General features: G+C 63.0%; 24 protein-coding genes. 12 read left to right on the forward strand and 12 right to left on the reverse strand.

Going from position 1 to position 25,801, the window contains the following annotated elements; translation table 11 throughout:
• Both JM946_RS25150 and JM946_RS25155 read right to left on the reverse strand, forming a co-directional pair.
• Complete coding sequence (locus JM946_RS25150) at positions 1 to 1,176, reverse strand: hypothetical protein (RefSeq protein ID WP_203170134.1); 1,176 nt, start codon at positions 1,174 to 1,176, stop codon at positions 1 to 3.
• 125 nt (positions 1,177 to 1,301) lie between these two features.
• Positions 1,302 to 2,168, reverse strand: a complete 867-nt coding sequence (locus JM946_RS25155) for an MBL fold metallo-hydrolase (protein WP_322110976.1) — start codon at positions 2,166 to 2,168, stop codon at positions 1,302 to 1,304.
• Positions 2,169 to 2,414: 246 nt separating this feature from the next.
• Between JM946_RS25155 and JM946_RS25160 the strand changes: the two genes are divergently transcribed.
• Positions 2,415 to 3,446 carry a sigma-54 interaction domain-containing protein gene (locus tag JM946_RS25160; protein ID WP_230979984.1) on the forward strand — a complete coding sequence of 344 codons (1,032 nt, stop codon included), beginning with the start codon at positions 2,415 to 2,417 and terminating at the stop codon, positions 3,444 to 3,446.
• Between the two features lie 15 nt (positions 3,447 to 3,461).
• On the opposite strand, the gene JM946_RS25165 is transcribed toward JM946_RS25160, so the two are convergent.
• From JM946_RS25165 to JM946_RS25195, 7 genes are read right to left on the reverse strand one after another with little or no spacing between them, the layout of a single operon-like run.
• Positions 3,462 to 4,346 (reverse strand): glycosyltransferase family protein, encoded by an 885-nt coding sequence (locus tag JM946_RS25165; RefSeq protein WP_203170137.1) that lies wholly within the window; start codon positions 4,344 to 4,346, stop codon positions 3,462 to 3,464.
• A gap of 6 nt (positions 4,347 to 4,352) precedes the next feature.
• On the reverse strand, positions 4,353 to 5,579 hold the full coding sequence (locus JM946_RS25170) for a phosphopentomutase (RefSeq protein WP_203170138.1): 1,227 nt from the start codon (positions 5,577 to 5,579) through the stop codon (positions 4,353 to 4,355).
• Positions 5,576 to 6,505, reverse strand: coding sequence for a glycoside hydrolase 5 family protein (locus JM946_RS25175; protein ID WP_203170139.1), 930 nt, complete (start codon positions 6,503 to 6,505; stop codon positions 5,576 to 5,578). The genes JM946_RS25170 and JM946_RS25175 overlap by 4 nt, the downstream gene beginning before the upstream one ends.
• Positions 6,502 to 7,293, reverse strand: a complete 792-nt coding sequence (locus JM946_RS25180) for a sugar phosphate nucleotidyltransferase (RefSeq protein ID WP_407700600.1) — start codon at positions 7,291 to 7,293, stop codon at positions 6,502 to 6,504. Before JM946_RS25180 ends, JM946_RS25175 begins: the two co-directional genes overlap by 4 nt.
• A 2-nt stretch (positions 7,294 to 7,295) precedes the next feature.
• Positions 7,296 to 8,432, reverse strand: a complete 1,137-nt coding sequence (locus JM946_RS25185; protein WP_203170141.1) for a CgeB family protein — start codon at positions 8,430 to 8,432, stop codon at positions 7,296 to 7,298.
• Positions 8,429 to 9,028, reverse strand: a complete 600-nt coding sequence (locus JM946_RS25190; protein WP_203170142.1) for a histidine phosphatase family protein — start codon at positions 9,026 to 9,028, stop codon at positions 8,429 to 8,431. Before JM946_RS25190 ends, JM946_RS25185 begins: the two co-directional genes overlap by 4 nt.
• Positions 8,976 to 10,115 carry an inositol-3-phosphate synthase gene (locus JM946_RS25195; RefSeq protein WP_230979966.1) on the reverse strand — a complete coding sequence of 380 codons (1,140 nt, stop codon included), beginning with the start codon at positions 10,113 to 10,115 and terminating at the stop codon, positions 8,976 to 8,978. Before JM946_RS25195 ends, JM946_RS25190 begins: the two co-directional genes overlap by 53 nt.
• A gap of 328 nt (positions 10,116 to 10,443) precedes the next feature.
• On the opposite strand from JM946_RS25195, the gene JM946_RS25200 reads away from it, so the two are divergent.
• Genes JM946_RS25200 through JM946_RS25240 form a run of 9 tightly spaced genes read left to right on the forward strand, consistent with a single transcriptional unit; the run spans position 10,444 to position 19,999 of the window.
• Positions 10,444 to 11,568 (forward strand): SDR family NAD(P)-dependent oxidoreductase, encoded by a 1,125-nt coding sequence (locus JM946_RS25200; RefSeq protein ID WP_407700601.1) that lies wholly within the window; start codon positions 10,444 to 10,446, stop codon positions 11,566 to 11,568.
• On the forward strand, positions 11,565 to 12,677 hold the full coding sequence (locus JM946_RS25205) for an NAD-dependent epimerase/dehydratase family protein (protein ID WP_203170145.1): 1,113 nt from the start codon (positions 11,565 to 11,567) through the stop codon (positions 12,675 to 12,677). Before JM946_RS25200 ends, JM946_RS25205 begins: the two co-directional genes overlap by 4 nt.
• A 10-nt stretch (positions 12,678 to 12,687) precedes the next feature.
• On the forward strand, positions 12,688 to 13,665 hold the full coding sequence (locus JM946_RS25210; RefSeq protein ID WP_203170146.1) for an MDR/zinc-dependent alcohol dehydrogenase-like family protein: 978 nt from the start codon (positions 12,688 to 12,690) through the stop codon (positions 13,663 to 13,665).
• Entirely contained in the window at positions 13,662 to 14,708 is a 1,047-nt protein-coding gene (locus JM946_RS25215; RefSeq protein ID WP_203170147.1) for a Gfo/Idh/MocA family protein, read from the forward strand. Before JM946_RS25210 ends, JM946_RS25215 begins: the two co-directional genes overlap by 4 nt.
• Positions 14,709 to 14,716: 8 nt before the next feature.
• Positions 14,717 to 15,829, forward strand: coding sequence for a glycosyltransferase family 4 protein (locus JM946_RS25220; protein WP_218043108.1), 1,113 nt, complete (start codon positions 14,717 to 14,719; stop codon positions 15,827 to 15,829).
• Positions 15,826 to 16,950, forward strand: a complete 1,125-nt coding sequence (locus JM946_RS25225) for a CgeB family protein (RefSeq protein WP_203170149.1) — start codon at positions 15,826 to 15,828, stop codon at positions 16,948 to 16,950. The genes JM946_RS25220 and JM946_RS25225 overlap by 4 nt, the downstream gene beginning before the upstream one ends.
• Positions 16,947 to 18,083, forward strand: coding sequence for a CgeB family protein (locus tag JM946_RS25230; RefSeq protein WP_203170150.1), 1,137 nt, complete (start codon positions 16,947 to 16,949; stop codon positions 18,081 to 18,083). The genes JM946_RS25225 and JM946_RS25230 overlap by 4 nt, the downstream gene beginning before the upstream one ends.
• On the forward strand, positions 18,070 to 19,203 hold the full coding sequence (locus tag JM946_RS31380; RefSeq protein WP_203170151.1) for a CgeB family protein: 1,134 nt from the start codon (positions 18,070 to 18,072) through the stop codon (positions 19,201 to 19,203). Before JM946_RS25230 ends, JM946_RS31380 begins: the two co-directional genes overlap by 14 nt.
• Positions 19,204 to 19,213: 10 nt before the next feature.
• On the forward strand, positions 19,214 to 19,999 hold the full coding sequence (locus JM946_RS25240; RefSeq protein WP_203170152.1) for a TIGR04290 family methyltransferase: 786 nt from the start codon (positions 19,214 to 19,216) through the stop codon (positions 19,997 to 19,999).
• Positions 20,000 to 20,002: 3 nt separating this feature from the next.
• Here the strand turns inward: JM946_RS25240 and JM946_RS25245 are convergent, their stop codons facing one another.
• Genes JM946_RS25245 through JM946_RS25255 form a run of 3 tightly spaced genes read right to left on the reverse strand, consistent with a single transcriptional unit; the run spans position 20,003 to position 22,365 of the window.
• Positions 20,003 to 20,776, reverse strand: coding sequence for a Crp/Fnr family transcriptional regulator (locus JM946_RS25245; RefSeq protein ID WP_203170153.1), 774 nt, complete (start codon positions 20,774 to 20,776; stop codon positions 20,003 to 20,005).
• Between the two features lie 48 nt (positions 20,777 to 20,824).
• Positions 20,825 to 21,232, reverse strand: a complete 408-nt coding sequence (locus JM946_RS25250; protein WP_203170154.1) for a response regulator — start codon at positions 21,230 to 21,232, stop codon at positions 20,825 to 20,827.
• Positions 21,233 to 21,246: 14 nt separating this feature from the next.
• On the reverse strand, positions 21,247 to 22,365 hold the full coding sequence (locus JM946_RS25255) for a sensor histidine kinase (protein WP_203170155.1): 1,119 nt from the start codon (positions 22,363 to 22,365) through the stop codon (positions 21,247 to 21,249).
• Between the two features lie 200 nt (positions 22,366 to 22,565).
• On the opposite strand from JM946_RS25255, the gene JM946_RS25260 reads away from it, so the two are divergent.
• Together JM946_RS25260 and JM946_RS25265 are read left to right on the forward strand one after the other, a co-directional pair.
• Positions 22,566 to 24,332 carry a YbhB/YbcL family Raf kinase inhibitor-like protein gene (locus JM946_RS25260; protein ID WP_203170156.1) on the forward strand — a complete coding sequence of 589 codons (1,767 nt, stop codon included), beginning with the start codon at positions 22,566 to 22,568 and terminating at the stop codon, positions 24,330 to 24,332.
• A 99-nt stretch (positions 24,333 to 24,431) separates the two neighbouring features.
• Positions 24,432 to 25,790, forward strand: a complete 1,359-nt coding sequence (locus JM946_RS25265) for a cytochrome B6 (RefSeq protein ID WP_407700602.1) — start codon at positions 24,432 to 24,434, stop codon at positions 25,788 to 25,790.
• The last annotated feature ends 11 nt before the right edge of the window (positions 25,791 to 25,801 follow it).

The raw sequence follows: 25,801 nt of genomic DNA on the forward strand, positions 1-25,801 counted from the left end.
TTACGCCGCCCGCACTTGCGCGCGGGTCAGCACCTCGGTCCCGGGCCGCCACGTGTATCCGGCGGCAACGGTCTCCGAGGGCGAACCCTCCGAATTCATGTGGTTGCGATATTCGATCGAGCGCTGCGGCTCCTGCTCCAGTCCGACGAAGTCGTGACCGCTGGGTCGCAGATCCACTTCCTGCGCCAGCGTGGCGCGCACGAACTCGCGCTGGCTCTCGAACTTGACGGGTTCGGGCAGCCGTTCGCCGACGATCTCCTGCGGATCCTGACGCTCGTGCTTTTTGAACAGCTCGGCGACCATGTGGAAGTGGCCGAGCTCGTAACTGAGCATGCGCTCCCACATCGCCTTGATGCGCGGGTTCGGCTCCTGTTGCACACAGCTGTAATAAAGGTAAGCCTCCATCGCTTCGTGCAACAGCCAGTTCTCCAGCAGCGATTGCGACGGATCGAGCAGCGATTCGTACTGCGTGACGTGCTGTTCCTCGATCGACGCGATCTCTGCATACAACTGGCGGGCCACCGGGTCGGCGAACAGCGGACCGATATTCATATAGTAGTCGTGCGTCTGATGCTCGGAGGCGGTCAGGGTCAGCGCATTGAGCTTGGTCAACGGCGCCGCGGTCTTGCGATCGAACGGCCGCCGCAGGTCGTTCTCGGGTGCGCGATGTTCCACCACGGTCGGTCGGCCAGGGAGCACATCCGTGTAGCTTTGCAGGATGTTGTTCGAGTCCTTGCCTTCGAGCCGATCGAGCAGCGCCGAGTAGCGATACATGTGATCGAAGTCTTCCAGCAGACCGAAGCGATACACCTGCGCGAGATAAGGATCGGGCTCCTGCTGGGCCAGGGCCGCGGTGATTTCGATCGCCACCTGTTCGTAGCCGATCGTTGTTTCCAAAGGAGAATGATCGGCGCCGAGCAGCCAGTTCACCATGGTGGCCTGGTGCTGCTCGACGCGCCGGATCTCGGCCAGCGGCCGGCGGAATTCGAGGTTGAAGCGCGCGGCGGCATGAGAGAATCGCAGCGCCTCGGTTTCGATGCCGTTCATCAAAATGACACGCACGCGCGTGAAGGCGTCGTCATCGAGCTTGCTGATCGGTTTTCCGGCCAGTTCGCGCCAGGTGAAGCGTTGTTGATTGAGCGGAGTGCCGCGATCTTCGAACAGTGCCAGGGTCATGATGTAATCCTTCCATTAGAGGAGGGGGCCGAAGGCCCGCCCGAGTGAATCGAGTAGAGGAGATTGAACTGCTGGTGGTTGGATCTGTTCCAACCCAATCATTACAAATGGTCGGGCCACGCGGCTCATGCCCGCACCGGCCCGCCCGGCAGCGCCGTGATGACACGGTGAGCTGCGCTTTCGAACTCGTTGACATCGTGCGAGCTCATTATGCGAACGGCTTTGCCATGGTTCCGCTTGAGATCGCGCAGCCGCTGTTGGTTCGCCAACCGCGAACGCCGGTCTTGTTCCATCATCCATTGATAAAAACGCAGGCCGGGCGTGCAGCGGGGATGCGCCAGATCCATCTCGGCGTGATAGAAGTAAGCGTCGCCGGCTTGTAGGATCCAGCTACCGCCGGTTCTTTCGACGGCCACACCGGCGTGTCCCAGCGTGTGACCGAGCAGCGGCACCAGGAGAATCTCCGGCGGCACGCCCTGCAGCTGGCGCACGCATTCGAAGTCGTACCATTTTTCTCCACTCATCGCGGGATACACCGTCCAGTTGTGGCGGGTCGACCACTGCTGAGGACGGTATCGCATGCGATCTAACAAGCTGCGCTGCGCTTCGGCCACCTCGCGTTCCTTGCTCAGCATGTGCACGCGGGCATGCGGAAAATCGTCGAGACCGCCGGCGTGATCAAAATCCAGGTGTGTAAGTACGATGTGACGCACGTCGCGCGGGTCGAAGCCGAGTGCAGCGATCTGCCGGACGGCGGTGAACTCTTCGCGAAACTCCGGCGCCAGCAGCGTCAGGAAAAATCGGCTGAGTCGCGAGTGCGGATCGGCCGCGTCGCGCAAACCGAAGCCGGTGTCGATGAGCACGAGGCAATCGTTTGTTTCCACCAGCATGCAGTGACACGTGAGTCGACCTCGCAAACTCGTGGAATGACCGTCCATGAGCGCGCCGCCGAGGGGGCAGCTGGAAATGCAATTCAAATGATGGATGCGCATTGCGGTCGCTGCCCCGATTGCGAGCGTGTTCCTCGCCAATGCCGCGCCCGAGCGAAGCGTTCCATGTTCGTGCGCATCCTCGCGCGGCTGTGATACGTTTGCTGAAGGATCGTCAGTGGGAAACAGTTGCGCATCCTATGTAAATGCGAGGGTGGAAAATACCGGATAGTTTGTTTATGCAATCGCGACCTGAACGTCGCGGCACGCGTTCGCCGACGTCGAGCAACCGAGGAGCCGGTCGTGAGTATGAATCCCGCTGCTATAGATTCCTGGACCGACGCTCGAGCGCCGCGCCCCGCCAATGCAACACTCATGGAACAGGCGTCGCCCTTCGGGCTCGGTCGTCTGCTCGGCGAGTGCGCGCCGATGCGAGAGCTGTTTCAACGTTTGAAACGAGTGGCGCCGACGGGTGTGAGCGTCCTGTTGACGGGTGAAAGCGGCACGGGAAAGGAATTGGTGGCGGAGACCATTCATTCCTTGAGCACGGGACGGGATCAGCCGTTCGTCGCGGTGAACTGCGGCGCCATTCCGGCCACGCTGGTCGAAGCGGAGCTGTTCGGTTACGAGCGGGGCAGTTTCACCGGAGCGATGCGTTCACAGGCGGGATACTTCGAGCGCGCTGGCCGCGGCACCTTGTTCCTGGACGAAGCGGGCGAGATGCCACTCGACATGCAGGTGAAGCTGCTGCGTGCGTTGGAGTCGAGACGTTTCTATCGGGTCGGGGGCGATCGAGACATTCCGTTGCAGGCAAGGGTGATCGCTGCGACCAATCGTCCGCTTGCGGACGCGCTTGCGGAGAATAAGTTCCGCGCCGATCTGCTGTATCGACTTGCGGTGTTTCATTTGCACATCCCGCCGTTGCGCCGGAGGGGAGACGACGTATATCTGCTCGCACGAACTTTCCTGGATCGGTTGAATGAAGCCGAAGGCGCAAACAAGGAGTTTTCGGCTGATTCGCTGCGCTATCTGCAAGAGCACAGCTGGCCCGGAAATGTGCGAGAGCTCTACAACACCGTGCAGCGCGCCTTTATCCTGGCGGACGATGAGATCGATCTGCGAGGCGCATCCGAGTACGGCACCGACATTGCCGAGCCGAGCCTGACGGTCGATGCCGATGTGACATTCCGTCAAGGCATGTCGCTGTCGGACATCGAGCGGGCCGTGATAAAGGAAACGTTGCGACGCTGTGCTGGAAACAAGACCCGGACCGCGGCAGTGCTGGGCATCAGCGTCAAGACGCTGTACAACCGATTGAACGAGTATCGCGCGCTGGACTGAACACGCTCGATTGAGTCAATGCACCTGGTGCGCGAGCTCGCTGCGTACCCGCTCGATGACGGTGCTCCAGTCTGCCTCCCGAGGCTGACGGAACAGTCGCATCGTCGGATACCATGGCGAATCTTCTCGCCCCAGCATCCAACGCCAGTCGGCATGGTAGGGCAGCAGCAGCCACACCGGCAGTCCGAGCGCGCCTGCCAGGTGCGCCGTCATTGTGTCCACGGTGATGATCAGATCGAGCAGTTGCATGCGCGCAGCCATCTCTGCGATGTCTCGCGATGCAATCGGCGCTGCGGGCAGCGCGCAGGTCGCTGGCGGATACTGCAAACTGAACCAGCGAACGTGAGTCAACGAAACCCATGGCTGCAAGGCCGTGCCGGGCAGAGATCGTTTCGGATCCCATTCGCCGGCTGACCAGCACACTCCGATGCGCCGCCGGCGTCCCGTCGGCATGGCCCGGGTCGGTACATATATATAGGGCATCGGGCCAGGCAGCTCGTTGACATCCAGTCGCAGGGCGTGCGGCAGCTCCATGATTTCGATGTCGACGTCATAATCCAGATCCGGGTTGCCATCATGCAAAGGCAGCAGCCGGTCGATGCCGCGCACCGTTTGTAACAGCTTGAGCAGCGGTGGTTGTGCCCACAGGGTAGTTTCGGATGCGCGCAAGCGCGGGTGAGCGAGCAATCTCACGAACTGCAGAGTGTCGCCGAGGCCGTGATAACAGCGCACGAATACGCGTCGACCTTCCAGCGGCGTGCCATCCCATACGAACTGTTCGTGACGCGGCCGATGAGTGCACACTTCGCCGGACTGCGTGCGCTCAGCCAGAATGCGGTCACAGATTGCCCATGCGGACGCGAAGTCGCCCCGGAGCATGGCGTCGATCCACGCATCCATGGCGGGTCACCATAGAAATGAATGACCATGGCCGCCGGACGGCAGCCCCAGATGTTGGGCCAGGGTCGCGCCCATATCCGCGAAGCTGTCCCGCCGGCCCAAGGAGCGCCGGCTTCGTTGCCCAGACGGCCCGAACGCGAGCACGGGCACGCACTCTCGCGTGTGGTCCGAACCGCTCCAGGTCGGATCGCAACCATGGTCGCCCGTGATGATGGCAAGGTCGCCCTCGTCCAGCTGCTGCAGAAATTCCGGCAGACGTGCGTCGAAGGCTTCCAAAGCGGCGGCGTAGCCCGGCACATCGCGACGGTGGCCGTACAGCGTGTCGAAGTCGACCAGGTTGACGAGCATCAAGCCGCCGTTGCCAAGGCGGCTCACGGCGTCGACCGCTTGGTCGAACACGGCGTCGTTATCTTCGCCCTTGAGCTCGCGGCCGGTGGCGGAGTGACAGAACAGATCGCCAATCTTGCCCACCGAGATCACGTCGCGACCTTGGTCCTGGGCGCGACTGAGCAACGTCGGGAACGGCGGGGGCACACCATAGTCGCGACGATTCGAAGTCCGTTGATAACCGCGCTCGGTAGTGATGAACGGGCGGGCGATGACTCTGCCGACCCGCATTTCGTCGAGCAGCTCACGCGCAATCTCGCAGGTTCGATACAGACGCTGCAGTCCAAAGGCCTGCTCGTGGGCCGCAATTTGAAACACGCTGTCCGCCGAGGTGTAGCAGATCGGCCAGCCGGTGCGCAGATGTTCATCGCCAAGCTCGGCGATGATTTGCGTTCCGGACGCATGTTTGTTGCCGAGCACGCCATCGAAGTCGGCGCGCTCGCACAGCTCGTCGATCAGCGCTCGCGGGAAGCATGGCTCGGTGCGTGGGAAGTAGGCCCATTCGAACTCCACCGGACTGCCGGCGATTTCCCAATGGCCCGATTGCGAATCCTTGCCCGTGGAAACCTCCGCCGCCGCGCCCGCATGGCCATGAAGCCAGGCCGACACGTCGAGGCCCGGCGCTGTCGAGCCCGTGGCAGCACGACAGCATTCTCCCAAGCCCAACGAGCTGAGATTTGGCAGCTTCAATGCGCCGTGACGCACGCCACTGCGATCTGCATCTCCGTGGGCGCAACGCTGCGCGATGTGACCTAACGTATCAGCGCCGCTGTCGCCGAAGGTGTCGGCGTCGGGCGCACCGCCCACTCCCAGAGAGTCGAGCACGATAATGAAAGCGCGGCTCATGCGACTGCCACTCGATTGGTTGATGGCTTGCTGCTCGTGGCCGGTGCGTACCGCTCCACCATGGTGGCGCAGAACTCGGCGAATCGTTGCGGCTCGCGCGGCGCACTGGTGTGGTGAGGCATGATGCCCAGATGTTCGGGCGTGAAGCAGAAGGTGACGGTCACGTCGAAGTCCTGCAGCGCCTCCATCTGGCGATCGAACCATGCGAGCGCGTTGGGCCGGAAACTGTCGGCCCACGACAGGCCGGTGCGTAAGTGCCGCACACCCAGTCGCTTCAACCAGGTCACCGCCGGCTCGAGCCGGTGATCTTCGAAGTGAAACCACTGGCAGATGCCCATGGCCGGCGTGTACCGTGCGAAACGCTCCAGCGCCTGCTTCGGAGTGCCGTCCTCCTTCAGCAGGCCCATATAAAAGTGTCGGTAGTACGAGGAGCCTTCGGCCTCGCGATGGCGCGTAGTGGCTGGCCAGGCGCGCGGCAGATCGTACAGGCTGTACCAATGGATGCGCGGCGCGTTGCCGATCAACAGCGCTGCGGTTCGATCCACTCCCCAGGCCTGCACTTCTTCGGCGCCGAAGCTGGAGACACCGACTTCGCTGACCCACACCGGCAGATGTGTCGCGGCCTGGATTTCCGCGATCTTTTGCGGCCATTCATCGATGCACCACAAATTCCAGTCGAGCGGAAAGCCGTGCACCGCCACGATATCGAGATGATCGAGCACGCCTCGCCTCGCCAGATTGTGCAGAAACGAGGCGTCTATGGGCGACATTCCGCCCAGCACGCGCGGCAGGTTTGGATTCGCGGCGCCGATCGCTCGCCCAGCGAGCGCCGCCATTTCGGCGAAGCGCGACCAATCGGGATCGACCTCCGGATCCCAGTGCGACTTGTTGTTCGGCTCGTTCCAGATCATCGCGGCTTCGATCATGTGCGTACCTCGACTCTCGCCGACTCGCGGCTCGGGGCTTTGGATGCGTCGGACTCCACGGCGTCGCTCTCGCTGAGCATGAGCATGGCGGCGCGATAGCCTTGCAAGGTGCCGACATCGACGTAGGCTTCGCCCGCTTTGATGCCGAGGGCGCGGCCGCCGCCCGCGAGATACGCGTTGATCAAGGTGCCAAAATATTCGTCGCGCTGGTTACGTTGCTGCCAGAGGTTATGCAGTTCGTGCAGCACCGCGCCAGGCATTTTGAAAGCGCCCCAGATCCAGTGTGTGCCGGGGTCGTGTTGTTTCACCTTGATTTCGGTCACGTGCAACTCATCGTCCGCCAGCATCACGGCGTCGAACTGCTCCGGGCGCTCGACCGGGAACAATAGAAAAGACAAGGCGTCGTCCGGCAGTGCCGCCAGTCCATGGTCGGGGAACCAGATCGTGTCCGGCAACCCAATGGCGACGGTATCGTTGCGGGCCACTAGTGCGCGGGCTCGAAACACCGCGTCACACAATCCAGCGGGCTGGGGTTGCACGACATAGGCGAGATCGGCGCTGCCGAACTGACCGCCGAAGTACTCCAGAATGTCGGACTTGCCGGCGCCAATGACGAAACAGATCTTGTCGGCGCCGCCCCGGATCATGCGCTCCAGCAGGTATTCGCTGACGGCGCAAGGCCGCTGCGTGTCATGCAGGGTGCGCGAGCCCACCGGCAGCAGCTCTTTCGAGAAAGCCAATGGCTGAATGCGGCTGCCACGACCCGCCGCTGGAACGATGCCCCACATGCTCATGGTCTCGCTGCACCGAACGGTTGAACGGGTGGATGCATCGTCAGCGGGCGCGAGGGCGAGCGAAGCTCTTCCAGGTAGTGGATGAGCTGCTTGGCCCGGTGCAGGCTGGTGTGCTCGTCCAGAGTGCGTTCGCGCGCGGCGCGCCCGATGGCGCGCAATTCGGCATCGCTTCTATCCAGGGCAGCCAACGCGTCGGCGGTGTAGCGCGCCACCAGGATCTGCTCGCCGGGCGTGTAGAAATCGTCCAGGCCGCACCATTCGTCGGAGAGCACGGCGGCTCCGCAAGCCGCGGCCTCGAACAGCCGGCCGGACGGACACCAGCCCATGCGGGCCATGGGCTCGCGAGTGACATTCAGTGTGAGCCGCGACGACGAGAAGAACGCGGCGTGTTCCTGCGGCGGCAGGTGATGTACGAAATAAACGTTGTTGCTCCAGGGAAAGTGCTCCGGATATTGCGCGCCGCCGATCAGGAATTTCTGATCGGGACGCAGGCGGGCCGGCGCCACGAACAGCTCTTCGAGCATCGCTTGCCGGTCGGCGGAGTACGTGCCCAGCCACGACAGCACGGCTTCGTAGCGCGAGGTTGGGGCGACCGGTTGATGAACGTCGGGATCGGCGTGGCCGTAGAGCGCGCGCACTCGATGAGCGCACAGATCGCTTCGCAGAGCTTCGAGCGCCGCGCCGCCCGTGTAACTCAGCACCAGGTCGAAGTCACCGAGTCCGCGCCAGGGAATGTAGGGAACCTGCTTGCCCGCGCGCAATGCATCCAGCGTGACCGGCGTATCCAGGTCATAGAACACGGCGAGCGGATGTTGCGCGTCCAGGATGGCGTCGGTTGCGGCCTGGGCATCGAAGCAATACGAGGACACGATGGCCGTATCGCAGCTGGCCAGCTCGCGTCGCACGCGTCCCTCGATGGTGGACCAGTCCGGATACAGCACCAGCTTGCTGTCGCCGAGCGAGTCTGGCAGCGCTGGCCAGTCGCGGCTGCTGGCGTAGTAGGAAACATCGCGTTCGAAAAAGATGAACTCGTGGCCGAGTTGCGCCAATGCCTTACACAGGCCTCGCCACAGCGTCGCGTGGCCGTTGCCCCACGAAGAGCTGATGGTCAGACCGAAGATCGCGATTCTCATAAAGGTGCCCGCAGGTTGATGCCATCGATGCGTGGGCCCCAGTCGCTCAGGCTCACGCGACTCATGGACGCAGGGCTGATCGCCAGTCGCGCATAGGCCTCGATCGGCGCTTGCAGCCAGTGTAGCAGCGTGGCGCGAATCACTTCGGCGTGACTGACCATGACCATCGGACGACCTGGAAATTTCTGCCGCAGCCGATGCAGTAAGTCCAGCACGCGCGCCTGCACGTCGCTGATCCGCTCGCCCGCCGGCGTTGCAGCTGCCTCGCGCTGCTCGTTCCATCGCCGCCAGTCTGGATCCCGGGCGAGCTCGCCGAATGTTTGACCCGACCAGTGGCCAAAGTCCAGTTCGTCGATCGCACCCGAGGTGACCAGCTCGCCCTGACAGCGGGCGGCGATCGCGCCGGCGGTCTGCTGCGCACGGCGACGCGGGCTGACCACGATCAATGTTTCCTGTTGGGGCTGGAGCACGCGCGCCATGGCTTCGGCTTCCCGTAGTCCGATCTCGGCAAGCGGTGCATCGACGGTGCGTCCGAAGAGCATCTCATCCATGCGCTCGCACGTGGCGTGGCGTACGAGCACGAGCTCGTTGATCATGACTCTGTTCCTGAGGCGGTTGGCCGGCGATGAAGTCCAGGGTCAGCTGGCGGGCGACGTGATCGGTGAACTGTTGCGGCGGCGACTTCATGAAATAACTCGACGGTCCTGTCAGTGCGCCACCTACGCCGCGGTCCAGCGCCAGCTGCGCGCAGCGCACGGCGTCGATCACCACGCCGGCCGAGTTCGGAGAGTCCCACACCTCCAGCTTGAGCTCCACGTTCAGCGGCGAGCCGCCGAACGCCGTGCCCTCCATACGAATGTAGGCCCACTTGCGGTCGCTCAACCATTCCACGTGATCGCTGGGGCCGACGTGAATGGCGCCGGGCGGCACGTCGATCTGGCTGGTGACCGAGCGCGTCTTGGAGAGTTTTTTGGACACCAGGCGCTCGCGCTCCAGCATGTTCTTGAAATCGGCGTTGCCGCCGAAGTTGAGCTGATAGGTGTGGTCCAGACTCACGCCACGCTCGCGAAACAGATTGGCGAGCACCCGATGCACGATGGTGGCGCCCACCTGGCTCTTGATGTCGTCGCCCACCAGGGGCAGGCGCGCCACCTCGAAGCGCCGCCGCCAGTCCGCATCGGAAGCGATGAACACTGGAATGCAGTTGACGAAAGCACAGCCTGCCTCGAGCGCGCGCAAGGCATACCACTCGGTGGCACGTTGCGATCCCACCGGCAGGTAGGACACGAGGACTTGCGTGCCACTGTCTCGTAACACCTTCACGACGTCGCACTCGGCTGCGTCCGATTCGATCAGCTCGTCTTCCAGATACATGCCGATGCCATCGAGCGTGCGGCCACGCGCGACTTTGACGCCGAGCGGAGGCAACGACGCGAACACCCTCGTGTTGTTGGGAGGGGCGAGCAGCGCTTCCGACAGATCTTTGCCGACCTTCTGAGCGGTGATGTCGAACGCCGAAGTGATTCGCACGTCACGCACGTGATAAGGACCGACGCGCGGATGCATCAGTCCTGGGATCACGGCGTCGTCGGCGGCGTCGCGGTAATAATGCAGGCCCTGCACGAAAGAGGAGGCGCAGTTGCCGGCGCCGACGATGCCCACGTTCACTGTTGTTGCGTTCAATGCCGTCTCCGGTGCGATGGATCGCGAACAGGCTGATGCACGAAGCATGCAAACGAACAAAGAAGCGCGCGCGCTGGTAGCAAGTGCCACTTCGCGTCGGTATATCGCCTGCCAATCGGGGCGCATACATCGGTAACGTCTGCCCACCTCGGTAACTTTTATTCCCGATGGATGCGAGCTTCTGCTGATTTTCCCCTGCTGCCGCGTTCACGAAGTGGCGGCACGCTTGTTGCTACTTACCTTGCATCTGGCTCAGCACAGTCGTGAGCCCTTACTGACAGCTGGCGAGGAGTACGTGGTGGCAAAGCTTTGGACATCGAACAATTCGATCGCCGGCAAAACGGTACTGGTGACGGGCGGGGCGGGCTTCATCGGTTCGCATGTGGCGAACCTGCTGGCGGAAAACGGCGCGCGTGTGCGCGTGGTGGATGCGCTCGACGCGCAGGTGCACGGCGAGGAGCCGGGCTTTCCTTCACATCTGCACGCCGATGTGGAGCGCATCGAAGGCGATATTCGCAATCGTGACACCTTGCGCTCGGCGCTCGCGGGCGTGTCGCATGTATGTCATCTGGCGGCCGCGGTGGGCGTCGGTCAAAGCATGTACGAGATCGAGCGTTACGTCGATGTGAACAATCGCGGTACAGCGCTGCTGCTCGAGGCATTGATCGATCATCCGTTGGAGCGGCTGGTGGTGGCCTCGAGCATGAGCGTTTATGGCGAAGGCCTGTATAGAGCGCGCAACCCCGGAGGCGGCGCGGATTATTGCGAGCCGTCACTGCGATCGCGTGAACAGCTGGGCCGCGGCGAGTGGGAGATTCAATCGGAACACGGCACGCTGGTGCCGGTCGCGACGCCGGAAACCAAACATGTCGCACCGGCATCGGTGTATGCGCTGTCCAAGTACGATCAGGAGCAAATGTGCCTGATGTGCGGGGCTGCCTACGGCGTGCCGACGGTAGCGCTGCGTTTCTTCAATGCCTACGGCCCGTATCAGGCCTTGTCGAATCCATATACCGGCGTGCTGGCGATCTTTGCGTCCCGTTGTCTCAATGGCAATCCGCCGCTGATCTTTGAAGACGGCTTGCAACGACGCGACTTCGTCAGCGTGCGCGATGTCGCGCAAGCTTGTCAGCTGGCGCTGACCACCTCCGCGGTGGGCGAAATCTTCAACGTAGGCTCCGGCGAACCGCGCACCGTGCTGGACGTCGCCACCAGCGTGATCGACGCGGTGAATGCTCGCGTCGAGCCGAAAGTCACTGGCAAGTACCGCTGCGGCGACATCCGCCACTGCTTCGCCGATATCTCCAAGGCCGAACGGATGCTGGGCTATCAGCCGAAGGTAAAATTCGAGGAGGGCCTGCTGGAGCTGTCCGAGTGGCTGGCCGGCACATCGGCGAACGACAATTTCATGCGGGCCAGCGCCGAGCTGGATCGCCGAGGGCTGACGCTGTGAGTACCGGCGCAAACGGTCGAACCTGCAGCGTCCTGATCACCGGCGGCGCCGGCTTTGTAGGCGTCAACCTGGCGGCTCACTGGCTGGAGGCCGGCGAGCGGGTGCGCATTCTGGATTCTTTGATCCGTCCGGGCAGTGAACGCAACCTCGAATGGTTGCAGCAACATTATGGGGACCACATCGACTTCGTGCAGGCCGATGTGAGAAGTGCGCAGGCCGTGGCCGCAGCCATGCAAGGGGTCGAGCACGTAGTCCATCTCGCCGCGCAGGTCGCCGTCACCAGCAGCCTGACCAATCCGATCTTCGATTTCGATGTCAACGCGCTGGGCACATTGAATGTGCTGGAGGCGGCTCGGCGCAGCGCGCGCGCGCCGTCATTGATTTTTACCTCCACGAATAAGGTGTATGGCGGACTCGAGGATCTGCGCCTGCGCGCCGAAGGTCAGCGCTACATGCCGCTCACCGAGCGGGTCCGGACGCGTGGTATCGATGAATCGCGCGGCCTGGACTTTCACAGTCCCTACGGCTGCTCGAAGGGCGCCGCCGAGCAGTACGTGCTCGACTACTCGCGCAGCTTCGGCCTGAGAACAACTGTGTTTCGTATGAGTTGTATCTATGGCCCGCACCAGAACGGCAACGAGGATCAGGGCTGGGTGGCTCACATGATCCGCAAGGCGCTGGCGCGGGAGCCGATTACGATTTATGGCGACGGCAAACAGGTGCGCGACGTGCTGTTCGTCGACGACCTGGTCGATGCGTTCGCCAAAGCGCGGCACGACATCGACAAGCTGTCGGGGCGGGCGTTCAACATCGGCGGAGGCGCGGGCAACACCGTCAGCCTGCTGGAGCTGATCCGTCAGCTGGAGCAGCTGCTCGACCGGCGGGTCGCGCTCTCCTTCGACGCCTGGCGCCTGGGTGATCAACGTTATTACGTATCGGACACCAGCCGATACCAGGCAGCGACCGGATGGCGGCCGCGCATGGCGGTGGCCCGAGGCATACAAGCGCTCTGCGACTGGCTGGTGACGGCCGAGCCGCAGCTTTCCTACAGGCACATCGCTGCGTCCGCCGTGGCCCGGGACGACCGGCGGCTGGGAGTGTCTGGATGAGAGAGCGATCATGAGCGCCATACAACATGCCGCCACCTTGGTGCGGCCGATGACCACGCGAGTGCGTGAGATCGAAATCCCAGAGCCTGCCGCCAACGAAGTGCGCGTGCGCTTACAAGGCTGCGGAATCTGCGCCTCGGGCTTGCCGGTGTGGGAGGGACGTGACTGGTTCAAATATCCGCTCGAGGCTGGCTCGCCCGGGCATGAAGGCTGGGGGCTGGTGGATGCGGTCGGCCCGGGGATCGACGACATCGAGGTAGGCCAGCGTGTTGCGATGATGTCGGGTCACGCGTACGCCGAATATGACATTGCTTCGCGCGACTGCGTGGTGCCGCTACCGGAAGAGCTGGACGATGAGCCGTTTCCGGGCGAGCCGTTCGGCTGCGCCATGAATATCTTCGATCGCAGCGACATTCACAGCGGCCACAACGTGGCGGTGGTCGGCGGTGGTTTCCTCGGCTTGTTGTTGACGCAGCTCGCCGCCGACGCCGGAGCGCACGTGGTGGTGCTGTCGCATCGCGAGTTCGCATTGCAGTTGGCGCTCACCATGGATGCAGAAGATACGATTGCAACTCAGGACGACGGCCACGACGCCGAGCGCGCGCTGCAGCTCACCGGCGGGCGAGGATTCGATCGCGTCATCGAAGTGGCCGGACTGCAGTCGGCCCTGGATCTTGCGAGTGAGATCACCGCCGAGCACGCGCGACTCATCATCGCCGGATATCACCAGGACGGCCCGCGCCAGGTGAACATGCAGCAGTGGAACTGGCGCGGTCTCGACGTGATCAATGCGCACGAGCGCACCATGGACCGCTACGTCAGCGGAGTGCAGAAGGCCATTCAGGCGGCGCTCGAGGGCCGACTCGATCCGTTCCCGTTGCTGACGCATACAGTGTCCCTCGGCGCCATGGATCAAGGTTTCAGACTGATGCGCGAGCGGCCGGAAGGTTTCGTCAAGGCGTTGATGTTGAACGAGAGGCCGTTGTGAGCGCGCGCTTGGAAACGCCGGCCAGCGCCCTGCGCCAGGTCGCGCCATTGATCGCTTCACCGCCACGCGTTGCATTCGTGGGGCTGGGCTGGATCGGTCGTAAGCGGCTCGATGCCGCGGCGGCCGAGAGCGATCTGATCGAGGTTGCTGCGCTGGTGGACAGCGATGTTGGGCGCTTGCAGGCCGCGGCGAGGGAGTATCCGGAAGCGGCACCGTGCTCGACCATCGAGGACGTACTGGACGAGGGCGTCGACGCAGTCGTGATTGCAACTCCCAATGGCTTGCACGCGAGGCAGGCGATTGCCTGCCTGGAGCGCGGGCTGCCGGTGTTCTGCCAGAAACCTCTCGCTACCACGCTCGCCGATGTGCAACGGGTGATCGCGGCGGCACGGGCTGCGGATCGTTTGCTCGGCATCGATTTTTGTTATCGGCACATCAGCGGCATGTCCGAGCTGCGCCGGCGAGTTCTGTCCGGCGCCATCGGCGACATCGTCGCCGTCGACCTGTGTTTCCACAACGCCTACGGGCCCGATAAATCCTGGTGCCAGGATCGCTTGCTGGCGGGCGGCGGATGCCTCCTCGATCTGGGGGTGCACCTGCTGGATCTGTCTTTGTGGGTGCAAGGCATGCCGCCCACCGAGCGGGTTCGAAGCCGTTTGTTTGCGCAGGGGGAGCCCGTGCAGGGAGCCAGCGGGCCGCTGGAAGATCTGGCGTATGCCGAGTTCATCCAGGCGAACGGGGCCATCGTTCGCCTGGCGTGCTCATGGCATGCACAGATCGGCCAGCCCGCGCAGATATGCATGTCGTTGTCTGGTACGCGCGGCGGGGCCTCGTGGACCAATGTCGACGGCTCGTTCTATGACTTCGATACCCAAATGTTTGTTGGCACGAATCGCGAGCTGCTCGGCGCCTCGCGAGATGACTGGGGGTCGCGTGCGTTATGCGTCTGGCTGGCGCAACTGCGAGAAAGCAATCGATTCGATGCCGAGGCGGAGCACATCGTGCGCAGCGCTGCCCTCATCGACGAGGTGTACGCCGCATGAAGGTGCTGATGACAGCCGATTCGGTCGGCGGCGTGTGGACCTATGCGCTGGATCTGTGCGCGGCGTTGCATGAATTCCATGTTTGTTTTGTCTTGGTCACCATGGGGCCGCGCCCCTCCAACGAGCAGCGCGCAGCGGCTCGGACTCTGCCCAACGTAGAGCTGGTGGAGTCGGACTTCCGCTTGGAATGGATGGAGGACCCCTGGTCCGATGTGACTGCCGCGGGCGACTTTTTGCTGGAACTGGCGAGCGCCAAGGCTGTCGATCTCGTTCACTTGAATGGCTACACCCATGCAGCGCTGGCTTGGCGGCACCCAGTGGTCTGCGTGGCGCACTCGTGCGTGGCCACCTGGTGGCAGGCTGCGCACGGTGTACCGGCGCCAGCGCAGTGGGATGTGTACCGGAGTCATGTCGCTCGCGGTTTGAACTCCGCTGACGCCGTTGTCGCGCCGACATTTGCGTTCGTGAAGCAGTTGCGCGAGTGCTACGAGTTCGATCGACCCGTTCGGGTCATTCACAACGCCCGGGTGCAAGCCGCTGAAAGTTCGGCTGCGATGAAAAAGATTCAGGGCGATGCCATCGTGCTCGCTTGCGGTCGCCCGTGGGACGCTTCCAAGAACATGCGCGTGCTCGACGATGCGTCGGCTGGAGCGTCCTGGCCGGCGTATGTCGTGGGCGCAGTCGTTGGGCCCGACGGGCAATCGTTTGCTCCTACGTCGCTCGTATGTCTTGGCGCCCTATCGTCCAAAGAAGTGGAATCGTGGCTGCGTAAAGCGGCGATTTTCGTTCACCCTGCGCTTTACGAACCCTTCGGCTTGGCCGTGCTCGAAGCTGCGTTGGCCGGCTGCGCTCTGGTGCTGGCGGATATCCCCACGCTTCGAGAGCTCTGGAATGGCGCTGCCGAGTTCTTCGATCCGCATGACAGTCGACAGCTGCGCGCCGTGATCGATGAGCTCATCGCACAGCCGACGCGATGCGCATCTCTCGGCGCGGCTGCTCGCGAGCGCGCCACTCGGTATCGCATCGAAGCGACCGGGGCGGCGTACATGGACTTGTACGGAGCGTTGCTTCGTTCCAATGCAAGTGCGCCAGCCTCGGACGACAAGCGAGCCGTGGCATGAAGCTGGTCCTGTTCTATCACTCGTTGATTTCCGACTGGAATCACGGCAATGCTCATTTTCTGCGAGGTGTGGTCAGCGAGTTGCTCGATCGCGGACATCAGGTGGATGTTTACGAGCCCGAGTCCGGCTGGAGTCTGAGCAACTTGCTGGCCGAACGAGGTGAGGCCGCCATCGACGATTTTCACCTCGCGTTTCCCGAGCTGCGCAGCGTCCGATACGACGCAGCGACGCTCGATCTCGACCAGGCGTTGGAAAATGCCGACGCCGTCATTGTTCACGAATGGAACCCGCCGGAGTGGATCTCGTCCATTGGCGAGTGCGCCGGGCGCCTTGGCTGCACAGCGTTGTTCCATGACACGCATCACCGCAGTGTCACTGACGCGGCTACGATGGCATCTATCGACCTGAGCCATTACGACGGCGTGCTGGCGTTCGGCCAGGCCGTCGCGGACCAATATGTCAGGCACGGGTGGGCAGCGCATGCCTGGGTGTGGCACGAAGCCGCGGATTTGAGGCGTTTCAAGCCGATGCCTGCCGCCGAACAGCAGAAGGATCTGGTGTGGATCGGCAACTGGGGCGACGACGAGCGCAGCGCCGAACTGGCGGAATTCTTGATCGAGCCCGTCGGGCAGCTGGCACTGAGTGCGACAGTGCACGGCGTGCGCTATCCCCAACAGGCCTTGACCCTGTTGCAACAGGCAGGCATCGAGTATCGAGGCTGGCTGCCGAACCATCGCGTTCCGGAAACATTTGCGAAGCATCGCTGCACTGTGCACGTCCCTAGGCAGACATATGCCAGGCAACTGCACGGCATTCCCACGATCCGCATGTTCGAAGCGCTGGCATGCGGCATTCCATTGATCAGCGCACCGTGGCAAGACGCCGAGCTGCTGTTCCGTCCGGGCACCGATTATCTCGTCGCCGCGGATGGCAATGAGATGCAACGACATCTCCGCGCCGTGCTGAACGACAGCGAGCTGGCGCAGAGCCTGGTCCGGAACGGCTTGGAAACGATTCGAGCTCGTCACTCCTGCGCGCATCGCGTCGACGAGTTGTTGCACATTCTTACGACGTTGCGGGCGCAGCCGTTGCGCCGTTCCGTTGGCGGAGGGCTGGTATGACTGCAAAAGTGACCATGGCAATGTTTGGCTCCAGCCTGGTGTCGGCGTACTGGAACGGGGCGGCGACCTACTATCGCGGCATGATCCGCGCCCTGAACGAGTGCGGCTTCGACGTTACTTTCTACGAGCCCGACGCATTCGAGCGCCAGCAGCATCGCGACATGGCCGATCCGCCCTGGGCCAAAGTGGTGGTTTATCCAGCCACCCAGCAGGGCCTGCATGCCGCACTCGAACAGGCGCGCGAGGCGGACATCATTGTCAAAGCGAGTGGCGTCGGAGTGTTCGATGAGGAACTGGAGGCGGAAGTGCCGCGACTGCGCCGGGCCTCCAATCTGACCGTGTTCTGGGATGTGGACGCTCCGGCGACGCTGCAGCGCATGCGAGCCGATTCAGCCGATCCGTTTCATTCCCAGGTGCGCAACTACGACCTGGTGCTCACCTACGGCGGCGGCCCGCCAGTCGTGCAGGCTTATGTGAACTTTGGGGCGCGCCGGTGCGTTCCTATCTACAACGCTCTCGACCCAACGACGCATCACCCCGTACCGGCGGAGTCACGTTTCAGTGGCGCGTTGGGTTTTCTAGGCAACCGGTTGCCCGATCGTGAGGCCCGTGTGCACGAATTTTTTCTCAAGCCGGCGTCGCTGCTGCCCCAGCAGACTTTTCTGATGGGCGGATCGGGCTGGGAGAGCAATGTCGCGCTCACCCCGAACATCAATTATGTCGGCCACGTGTACACGCGCGATCACAATGCGTTCAACTGCTCGACCTTGGCGGTGCTGAACATCAATCGCGACAGCATGGCGCAGGTGGGTTATTCGCCGCCCACCCGGGTCTTCGAAGCAGCGGGCGCTGGCGCCTGTTTGGTCTGCGATGCGTGGGAAGGATTGGAGCAGTTTCTGGAGCCCGGCAAGGAAGTGCTGCGTGTGGCGAATGGCGAGGAGGTGGCTGCGGTGTTGCCGCAGCTAACCGAGCAACAGGCGCGCCGCATCGGCGAACGCGCGCGTCGGCGGTTGTTGAACGAGCACACTTACCAGCACCGTGCCCAGCAAGTGTCGGCATTGCTGGTGGAGCAATTGGCCAGCCGCGCCCGGCCGGCCAGATATCACGAGGAGAGGCATCGTGCGGCGCTCTGACGAGATTATTTTCATCGGCCTGTCGATCACTTCGTCCTGGGGCAACGGCCACGCCTCGACCTATCGGTCGCTGCTCCGCGGATTGCATCGGCGCGGCCACAAAGTGCTGTTTCTGGAGCGGGATCAACCCTGGTACGCCAGCAATCGAGACGCGCCGATCCTGCCGTTCTGCCAGTCGCGTTTGTATGCGGACGTGGACGAGCTGCGCAGCCGTTTCACCCCTCGCATTCGCGCAGCTGCGGCGGTGATCGTGGGCTCCTACGTGGACGACGGCAGAAATGTATGCGATTGGGTGCTCGAGCACGCCACCGGCGTTAAGGCGTTCTACGATATCGATACGCCCGTGACCCTGGCCAGGCTTCGCGACGACAGTTGCGAATATCTGGCGGCATCGCAGGTCCCCGACTTCGATCTCATGTTGAGCTTCACGGGCGGGCCGACGTTGCAACGCTTGGAGCGCGATTTCGGAGCGAAATGCGCGCGGCCTTTGTATTGCAGCGTGGATGTCGATCAGCATCAGCCCAAGGACGTGCGGCGGGATATCGAACTGGGCTATCTCGGCACGTACAGCGACGATCGTCAGCCGGCGCTGGAAGAATTGTTGAACGAGCCCGCACGGCGCATGCCCAAGCGCCGCTTCGCTGTGGTCGGCGCGCAGTATCCGCCGCACATTGCCTGGCCGAAGAACGTCCAGCGCATCGATCATATGGCGCCGGGCTCACATGCTCAGTTCTACGGTCGTCAGCGCTTCACGTTGAATCTGACACGCGCCGACATGCGGAAGGCCGGTCACTCGCCGAGCGTGCGGCTTTTCGAAGCAGCGGCCTGCGGTACACCCATCATCTCGGACGAGTGGGTCGGCATCGACGAGGTGCTGGAGCCGGGCAAGGAGATTCTGCTGGCCAGCTCGACCGAGGACGTAACGAGATATCTGGATGAGGTGAGTGACGAACAGGCTCGGCAGATCGCCGTTGCGGCGCGCGAGCGTGTCTGCGCCGAACACAGCAGCGTGCATCGGGCCGAGGAGCTGGAACGTTATCTGAATGCAGCGCGCGGCGGACCGGAGCGTAGGAAGGTCATCGGTCTCGGCGATGCCGAGCGCGCCGTTGCGGCACCCTGAGGGATCCACCATGCCAGTGCAGGCGAGGATTCGACAGCAGATCGCGGAGCTCGGCCCGTGGTTTCATAATCTGCATCTACCGGACGGGACCGAGACGTCGCCCGATCATCCCTTCGGCGATTTTCCCAGCTTCAAGTGGCAGCATGTCGCAGCCGCCGTGCCCGAGGATCTATCCGGCTGGACGGTGCTCGACATTGGTTGCAACGCCGGGTTTTACAGCTTCGAGCTGGCCCGGCGCGGTGCTCAGGTCTTGGGCGTCGATGTGGAACCGATGTATGTGCGCCAGGCGCGCTGGGCGGCTCGCGAGCTAGGCCTCCACGATCGCGTCGATTTCGTCGAAGGAGATGTCTACAGTCTGCTCACGGCGCGACAGCACTACGACCTGGTGTGGTTCACGGGCGTGTTCTATCACCTGCGCTATCCGACGCTGGCGCTCGATCTGGTGCGCCGGGTGACCGATCGACTCATGGCGTTTCAAAGCATGACCATGCCAGGCGAGGCGCGCGATATCGCGCCGCCCGACGTGCAGTTGAATCGTCGCGAGCTGCTGCTCCAGGAAGCCTGGCCGAAGATGGCGTTCGTCGAGCATCGCGTCGCCGACGACCAAAGCAACTGGTGGGTGCCGAATGCGAGCTGCGTGGAAGCATTGTTGCGCTCGGCCGGTTTCGAAGTGGTGTCGCGACCCGAGCACGAGTTCTACATCTGCAAGCCGGTGGCCGTGCCCAAAGAATCCGGTCACGATCTGATGCGAGTGCGAGCGGTGATCGACAGCGCCGGCGTGCACGGCGCTTCGTGAGCGTTACGAGGTCCGCAACATCGTGTGGGCGTAGCGGTCCTTGATCAGACCTTCGCCTTCCAGATGCAGGTAACCCGGATCGAACATGGCCAGGGCTCGCAGTCCGGCGAAGTCATGGATCGCCAACGATTTGCTGCTCATGGACACCAACCCCACGCGCCGCAGTTCCTTGAGCGTGCGATTCACGTGCACGGTGGACAGCGCGACGGTGTCGGCCAGCTCCGACTGCGTGACCGGCAGCTCGCAACCTTCCGGCGTCGCCAGGCCCACCGACTGCAGGCGAACGTAGATCTCGCAAAACAAATGGGCCACGCGCTCCAGCGCGGTCCGCTGCCCGATACTCACCAGCCACTGACGGCCGATCGCCTCTTCGACCAGCGTGTTCCACCAGAACGCGCGCGTCAGCCGCGGATATCTGGACGTGATATCGAGCACAGCTTCGCGAGACAACGTCGTCACCGACGAGGGCGCCAGAGTGCTGATGGTGTGATCCATTTTTTTCAGAATGAACACACGGGCATCGCACATGTCACCGGGCAGGAAGTAGCCGATGATCTGGCGTCGGCCGTCCGGCAGCATCTTGTGCCGGCACGCAAACCCGGAAAGCACCACGGCCACGCCGCTGGCCTGCTCGCCTTCGCGGATCAGATCTTCGTGCGAGCCATAGGACCGCACCGGCCCGGCAGCGTCGTGCAGGGCGCGTTTCTCTTCCTCTGTCAGCTCCGCGAAGTTTTCCAGCTTGCGGATCAACAGGTGAATGAGACTGGTGTCGGGCATGCAGGCGAGTGCTCTCAATTCTTCTACCCGTTTGCTGTCGTTGTCGGTCTAGGTGTTGGAAGTCGTTTCCGAGCGAACGCAGCTGTGCACGGCCTGCAGCAACGCCCGCAGGTTGACCGGCTTTTCGAGCCGGACCACGCCGGTGAATTCTTCCGGCAACACCGAGTCGTCGTAGCCGGTGGCGAAAATCGCCGGCGTGTCGCGTTCGCGCAGTTCGTTCGCCAGGCCGAACGCCAGATCGCCCTGCAGGTTGATATCCAGCACGGCGCAATCGATGGGCTGGGTCCTGGCCAGGCGTCGACCCTGTTCGACATCCGGTGAGGGGCCGATCACCTCGGCGCCGTGTGCACGCAACGTGTTGCAGATTTCATCGGCGATGAAGTAGTCGTCCTCGACCACCAACACGCGCACGCCGTCGAGGGTCACTTGGTCTTGTATGTTTCGCGGAGTTGTCACGGTGGTCTCCTCGGTCAAGCGCGCTGCATGCGCGCAGTGGTGCGTTCATTGATCGGCAGTTCGATCTCACATCGCGCCCCATCCGAGGTGATGGTGAAGCTGGTGACCGCGCCAAGCTCATAAGGCAATACGCGCTCGATCAGCTCTCTGCCGAAGCCGCGTCGCTCCGGCGATGTTTGCGCGACCTGGACGTTGGATTCGATCCAGCGCCAGCGCATCGTCGGTGCAGCGATCGACTCGATGCTCCAGCTCACAGTGAGCCGGCCTTCGGGTGTCATCAGTGCGCCAAACTTCAGCGCATTGGTGGTGAGCTCGTGCAGCGTCAACGCCATCGCCTCGGCGGCGCGCGGCGCCAAGCGCAGCGACGGACCGGCGATGACGACTTGATCTTCGCGGACCGCGTTGGCGGCCAGCTCGGCGCGCACCAGATCTTCGAGCTCCGGGCCCTCTTGTTCATGGAACGTGAGCGCGCCTTGAGTGCGTGCCAGAGCGCTGATGCGCGCTTCCAGGTGAGATGCGAAATCTTCCTGCGACTCGGCGGTGTTGCCCGAGCGGCGAATGATGGAGCGAACCACCGCGAGGACGTTACGAGCCCGGTGTTGCAGCTCCGAGATGTGCGCACGATGCTCGGCGCGACATTCCCGCAGTTCGCCTGCATGCTGCTGGGTTCGCAAGGCGAGGCAACTGGTCCAGGCAAGCGCCGGTAACGAGGCCAACTGTTCGGTGCTCGGGTTCGCGCCGTCACGCCAGAAAAACGCCAGTCCCACGAAGCCCGACTCCTCGCCGATGGGCACTGTCAGCAGCGTCTCGGCCAACAGGCGGCGCCGGGAGGGCAGCTCCACTTCCAGATGCGGCCGGTGCTGCACGATGGCTTCACCGCCGTCGGCGGCCGATGCGATCAGGCGTTGCAGGGCTGTGTTGCCGCTAAGCGTGGCGACCCCGTCGGCGGTCGCAATCAGGCAATGAGTCTGATCGTTGGGTACGGCGCACAGTCCAGTTGCGTTGGCGAGTTCCTGCGCGGCCTCGGTGGTCGCGCGCAGAATCGCATCGATGCCGCTGGCAGACGCGATGCGTCGGAGGCCACGATTGAGTCGGCCGGAGGATTCGAGGTCGGGGGGCTCGACTGAGGTCATTAGAAAGAACTCGACCCATGCGCCTGACGTATTCGCCATACGATAGGCGCAGCGCGCGCGTTCCGCCAGTCAATGGCTGAAGTATTAACCCATGTTAATCACCCGGTTCATCGGTGAGCCGGGCGTCCCAGCGCGGCTGAGGAACTTTGTCGCGCTGATTTCACTTGCGTTGTCGCAACCGCAGAAGGATGAGGCGCGTCATGAAGAACACGGCTGGCATCGGTGTTTTGTTAGGAATATTTGCCAGCTCGCTGTCCCCGACCCTCTCGGCGCAACAGGGACAGCCCACCGACGTAGCGATTCAAGGCTTCATCTACGAGCCGCAACGTTTATCGCCCACCGAAGAGAGAATTCAGTCGCTCACCGTGCCGCAGGGATTTCGCGTACAGCGGTTCGCCGAAGGACTCGACAACCCCCGCATGCTGGCCGTCGCCGAGGACGGCACCGTGTACGTTACACAACGTACGCCCGGCAATCTGGTGATGTTACGAGACACGGACGGCGACGGCATTGCAGATATACAAAAGGTCGTGGTCCGCCAGCGGCAACTGCATGGCATCGCCATTCGCGGCCGTGAAATATTTCTAGCGGATATCAAAGCGATCTACGCCGGCGACATCCTTGCCGATGGCCGCATCGGCCCGCGGCGCATCGTGACCGCCGGTCTGCCGGACGGCGGCCAGCATCCGAATCGCACGCTGGCATTCAGTCCCGAGGGCGAGTTGTTCGTAAGTGTCGGCTCGACTTGTAACGAATGCCGGGAGCCGAATCCGCAGCATGCCACCTTGCAGCGAGTGTCGAGCGACGCCATGCGCCTGGCAGGAGCCGACCAAAGATTGCCGCGTGAAATCTTTGCCAGCGGACTGCGCAATGCGCTCGGGTTCGGCTGGCACCCCGAGTCGGGGCGCCTGTACGCCTTCGACAACGGCATCGACTGGCTCGGCAACGACGAGCAGAGCGAGGAGCTGAACGAAGTCCAAAAGGCCGGCCAGCGCTTCGGCTGGCCGTATGTCTATGACGACGACCAGATCAATCCGCATACCGAACCCGTCGAAACCTCTTCGGAGCAATGGGCGGAGATGAGTGAAGAACCCGTGGGCATGTACACCGCGCACGCGGCGCCGATGCAGATGATTTTTTACACGGGCGCGCAATTCCCGACCGAGTATCGCAACGACGCCTTCGTGCCCATGCGGGGCTCGTGGAATCGCAAGCCGCCGAGCGGCTATGAGGTTCTGCGCGTTCGGTTCGACGGCAGCGGCAATTTCACCGCGTTCGAGCCGTTCGTCAGCGGCTTCATCCGGCCGCTGCAGCAGGACCCGGACAACTTCGGATTCTTCGGTCGCCCGGTGGGAGCCAGCGTTGCAAAGGATGGCGCGCTGCTGTTCACCGACGACACCAACAACATGATCTATCGAGTGGCCGCCGGCGGCCCGACGCCGGCCGCCGATCCTCAGGTCCTGGCCAAAGAAATCTTCGACGCGCCCTCGACCATCGCCGTGTCCTCGCCGGCGATCCAGGCGGGCGGCGCGATCGATACCAGGTACAGCGACTACGGCAAGGGAATCTCGCCGCCGCTGCGCTGGTCGGGCCTGCCGGCCGGCACCAAGTCGGTGGTGCTGATGATGGAAGATCCCGATGCCGTATCTCCACTGCCGTTCGTGCACTGGACCATGATCAACCTGCCGCCCAGCTTGCGCGGTCTGCCTGAGAACATTCGCAAGGCGTTCGCTCCGCTACGTGGACAGCCGGCGCGACAGGGAAGCAACTCCAAGAGCGAACGCGGTTATTTCGGACCGCGTCCACCCGTCGGCGATCCGCCCCATCCCTATCACTTCCAGATCTTCGCGCTGGATACCCAGCTCGACCTGCCGGATGGCTTCAACCGCCACGCGCTGTTGCAAGCCATGCGTGGCCACGTGCTCGCCCAGGGCGAGCTCGTCGGAATGTTCCAAGCCCCTCAATAGATAAAAGGAAAACAGCCTATGAACTCGACTCTTGCAGGGAGCCAATGCTTGCATCAGCGAACTGGTCTCAATCGAAAGCTGCTGCTCGGCGTCGCCTTGATGGGATTCACCGCCGGCGGCGGGATCAGCGCCGATCCATTGCCGCCCGACGCCACTTATCGTCCGCTGCCGACGTTGCCGCTCGATGTGGTGCGGCGGAACGATGAGGGCGCCAAGCCCGCGGTCCAGCGCCGTCAACAGAATCTGCTGAACGAGCGTTACGATCTGGCCGATCGTCCCATGCAAGGGGTGAAGATGTCCGGCGGTCGCAAAGGCGTGCAGGAAGGCGTTCGCGTCAAGCTGCGGCCCGGCAGCAGTTGGGAATCGCTGGCCAACATGACGCCAGAGGAGATCAAGGAGCAGGGTTTGTTTCCGGCGGGGTTCATGCCTCTGCCGCATGTCAAGCAGCTGACCGGCGGCCAGGTGTTTCCGCAAAACCAGATCGATGCCATCGGCGACGCCGAGGATCGCAATCTGAAGCGCTTCGACGTGGACTTCGATCTGCCCGATCACCTGACGCCGGAATTTCCCGCACCGATCTTTCTGAGCAATCGTCCGGACCTTGGCGACATCTCGGGCGGCAAGCTGCTGACCATTCGCAACTACTATGCGATGACCGTCGGCATTCTGACCCCGGTGCAGATCGAAGGCTTGCGGCTGCTGCTCACGCCGTTTCCACAGGAAGAGTTCAATCAGACCGAAGATCGCAAGGTGGCCGAGCAAAGCCTGGGGGTTGCGTGCCTGGACTGCCATGCCAACTTCCACACCAATGCGGCGTTTCACCTGACGCCCGACGTGCGCCCGCAAGCGGCGCGCTTCCGTCTCGACACCACCAGCTTGCGCGGCATGTTCAATCAGCAGATCCATGGCTCGAAGCGCTCGTTGCGCTCGGTCGAGGACTTCACTGAATTCGAACAGCGCACCGCGTATTTCAACGGCGACCATGTCAGCGCCACACGCAAGGGCGTGCATCTGCCCGATCGGCCCAATCAAGTGGCGATGATGGCGCAGATGCAGAACATGATCGACTTCCCGCCGGCGCCCAAACTGCTGCCGACCGGCAAGCTCGATCCCACCAAGGCCAGCGCCAGGGAGCTCGCGGGCGAGCAAGTGTTCATGGGAAAGGGGCAGTGCGCCGGATGTCACATCCCGCAGACGTTCTTCCTCGATCACATGATGCACGACCTGAAGACCGAGCGGTTCTACAAGATGGGCCAGGTGTTCAACGATCAGGTGGCGCTGCCGGATGGCCCGATCAAGACGTTCACTCTGCGCGGCATCAAGGATTCGCCGCCGTACCTGCACGACGGCCGACTCATGACGCTGGCCGACACCGTCGAGTTCTTCAACCTGGTGCTGGGCCTGAAGCTCACCGCCGAGGAGAAGGATTCGCTGGTCGCTTACATGCTGACGCTCTGAGCGAGGAGGCA

It is taken from the genome of Steroidobacter gossypii (assembly GCF_016801985.1).
Lineage (GTDB): Bacteria > Pseudomonadota > Gammaproteobacteria > Steroidobacterales > Steroidobacteraceae > Steroidobacter > Steroidobacter gossypii.

Excerpts from the sequence above, each read along its gene's own strand:
- JM946_RS25155 (WP_322110976.1), bottom strand. The coding sequence starts at position 2,168 with ATGCGCATCCATCATTTGAATTGCATTTCCAGCTGCCCCCTCGGCGGC.
- JM946_RS25255 (WP_203170155.1), bottom strand. The coding sequence starts at position 22,365 with ATGACCTCAGTCGAGCCCCCCGACCTCGAATCCTCCGGCCGACTCAAT.
- JM946_RS25240 (WP_203170152.1), top strand. The coding sequence starts at position 19,214 with ATGCCAGTGCAGGCGAGGATTCGACAGCAGATCGCGGAGCTCGGCCCG.
- JM946_RS25260 (WP_203170156.1), top strand. The coding sequence starts at position 22,566 with ATGAAGAACACGGCTGGCATCGGTGTTTTGTTAGGAATATTTGCCAGC.
- JM946_RS25225 (WP_203170149.1), top strand. The coding sequence starts at position 15,826 with ATGAAGCTGGTCCTGTTCTATCACTCGTTGATTTCCGACTGGAATCAC.
- JM946_RS25265 (WP_407700602.1), top strand. The coding sequence starts at position 24,432 with ATGGGATTCACCGCCGGCGGCGGGATCAGCGCCGATCCATTGCCGCCC.
- JM946_RS25170 (WP_203170138.1), bottom strand. The coding sequence starts at position 5,579 with ATGAGCCGCGCTTTCATTATCGTGCTCGACTCTCTGGGAGTGGGCGGT.
- JM946_RS25220 (WP_218043108.1), top strand. The coding sequence starts at position 14,717 with ATGACAGCCGATTCGGTCGGCGGCGTGTGGACCTATGCGCTGGATCTG.
- JM946_RS25165 (WP_203170137.1), bottom strand. The coding sequence starts at position 4,346 with ATGGATGCGTGGATCGACGCCATGCTCCGGGGCGACTTCGCGTCCGCA.
- JM946_RS25160 (WP_230979984.1), top strand. The coding sequence starts at position 2,415 with ATGAATCCCGCTGCTATAGATTCCTGGACCGACGCTCGAGCGCCGCGC.
- JM946_RS25190 (WP_203170142.1), bottom strand. The coding sequence starts at position 9,028 with ATGATCAACGAGCTCGTGCTCGTACGCCACGCCACGTGCGAGCGCATG.
- JM946_RS25175 (WP_203170139.1), bottom strand. The coding sequence starts at position 6,505 with ATGATCGAAGCCGCGATGATCTGGAACGAGCCGAACAACAAGTCGCAC.
- JM946_RS25210 (WP_203170146.1), top strand. The coding sequence starts at position 12,688 with ATGAGCGCCATACAACATGCCGCCACCTTGGTGCGGCCGATGACCACG.
- JM946_RS25245 (WP_203170153.1), bottom strand. The coding sequence starts at position 20,776 with ATGCCCGACACCAGTCTCATTCACCTGTTGATCCGCAAGCTGGAAAAC.
- JM946_RS25230 (WP_203170150.1), top strand. The coding sequence starts at position 16,947 with ATGACTGCAAAAGTGACCATGGCAATGTTTGGCTCCAGCCTGGTGTCG.
- JM946_RS25180 (WP_407700600.1), bottom strand. The coding sequence starts at position 7,293 with ATGTGGGGCATCGTTCCAGCGGCGGGTCGTGGCAGCCGCATTCAGCCA.
- JM946_RS25150 (WP_203170134.1), bottom strand. The coding sequence starts at position 1,176 with ATGACCCTGGCACTGTTCGAAGATCGCGGCACTCCGCTCAATCAACAA.
- JM946_RS25185 (WP_203170141.1), bottom strand. The coding sequence starts at position 8,432 with ATGAGAATCGCGATCTTCGGTCTGACCATCAGCTCTTCGTGGGGCAAC.